Raw genomic sequence first — 1,889 nt, 5'->3', positions numbered from 1 at the left:
GGCTTCAGGTGGCTCTTGGCAAAGAATGCCTTGAGGTCATCGACCGTATGGGTCTTGAGATAGTCCTTGAGCATATCCAGACGCAGCTCGATATAGTCATAGCCATACTTTTCGCAAAGTTCCAAATCTTTTTCTACCGTAGAATTTTCCTTACAGGTAGCTTCATTATAACCAAGTTTCAACATAAACGAAGGCTCCTTTCTTACATTTCTCCGCGTGCTTCGCGCTCTGCCAGATCCTTCATAACCTTCGGATAAATCTTATCCAGCTTATAGAATACCAGAACGATAATTGCAACAATCCAAACAAAAATCGGACCGAACTTGAAGATGGTCGTAATCATGCTGATCGCGGAATCCGGCTGTACAGCGCCGCCTGCCGTCGAGCTGAGGAAGCCTGCGCCCTCCAGCATCAAGGTCATCACAGCACTTGTGATACCGGTGCCGATCTTGAAGCCCATCGAGCCTGCGCCAAAGACCAAGCTCTCCTGACGAAGATGGCTCTTCCACTGACCATATTCTACTACATCGCCCATCATACCGAAAACAACCGAGGTAAGCGGAGCCTGACCGAGAGAACGAATGATGGTCATCGCAAGCAGCCAGCCGACATTGGTCGGATCGACCATAATCAGTGCATGAGCAACGACAACAACGATACAGCCAAACAGAGACAGATCACGCTTGTTGAACTTCTTCAGCAGCATCGGGCAAGCAATCGCGCCGACAATCAGAGATATAATTTCAGCTGTATAAATGACACTGTAAATATTGTCATTGCCCAGTACATACTTGCAGTAATACGGCAGATCGGTGCCGATAATGGTTGTATGTACACAGGTAACCGTCCACAGAATCAGGGTTGCCCAGAAGTACGGGTTGCTCAGCAGAGCCTTAATCTGGCGGCCTGCGCCAACTTTCTCCTTCTGTGCTGTAGTCTGCTGTTCCAAATTGACGGTTTCTTTGCAGTTAAAGAAGCAGATAAACAGCAGAATGACAGCGATAACGCACCAGATGCTCATGGTTTTAATCCAAGCCGCCTGGTCATTACCCATCAGCTTGACAACCGGCAAAGTAAAGGTAACAGCGATAATCTTGCCTACCGGAGACAGTGCCATGCGGAAAATAGACAACATGTCACGTTCATGAGAAGAACGGGTCATCATCGTAGACAAGGTGCCATACGGAACATTGATTGCGGTATAGCAAACGGTGGTGCACAGATTATACGTGATAAAGATGTACCAGAACTGAATCGTGTTATTGCTCTGCGGCACGCAGAACATGGAAACTGCAAAGATTGCATACGGGATAGCCATCCACAAAATCCACGGACGCGCTTTGCCCCACTTTGTCTTGGTCTTGCTGACCAGAACACCCATGATAACGTCTGAGAATCCGTCGAATACACGGGAAACCAGCATTGCTAGACCAACGGTTGCTACTGCTACGCCTGCATAGTCTGTATAAAACAGCGTCAGCAGCGCACTAATCATACCAAATACAATATTGCAGGCGGTATCGCCCAAGCCATATGAAACGCGGACGCCTACGCTCAATCCGCGAGTTTTCGTTTCATTCATATTATGTCCTTTCTCTTTCCTGCTGTACAGCTTGTACGACATCAGCCAAAACCTCTGCTGTGCGCGGTCCCAGTGTACTGGTGTCAATGCACAGATGATAATTGGAAGGCTTTCCCCATTCCTGACCGGTGTGATACTTATAATACGCTGCACGGCGGCGATCCATCTTGACCGTCTCCGTCACCGGATTCTGATCCGGATGGAACTTCTTGATATTTTCCATTCGTGCTTTCATGCCCGAATACAGGAAAATACTGTAGCGATTGGGATTATTTTGTAAAACGTAATCTGCACAGCGGCCGACAAT

General features: G+C 47.9%; 2 protein-coding genes and 1 pseudogene. All 3 read right to left on the bottom strand.

Annotation, left to right across the window (positions count from 1 at the left end; genetic code table 11):
• Positions 1 to 185 (bottom strand): annotated as a pseudogene (locus ACR0P9_RS11835) (sugar phosphate isomerase/epimerase); the annotation flags it as partial.
• A 17-nt stretch (positions 186 to 202) separates the two neighbouring features.
• On the bottom strand, positions 203 to 1,582 hold the full coding sequence (locus tag ACR0P9_RS11830; RefSeq protein WP_432620399.1) for an MFS transporter: 1,380 nt from the start codon (positions 1,580 to 1,582) through the stop codon (positions 203 to 205).
• A 1-nt stretch (position 1,583) separates the two neighbouring features.
• A partial coding sequence (locus ACR0P9_RS11825; protein ID WP_432620397.1) for an AAA family ATPase occupies positions 1,584 to 1,889 on the bottom strand: 306 nt, incomplete at its 5' end.

Origin of the sequence: Butyricicoccus sp. (assembly GCF_050872565.1) — a bacterium.
Taxonomy (GTDB): domain Bacteria; phylum Bacillota; class Clostridia; order Oscillospirales; family Butyricicoccaceae; genus Butyricicoccus_A.
The sequence above is the reverse complement of the archived record's forward strand: the minus strand, read 5'-3'. Positions and strand labels throughout refer to the sequence as shown.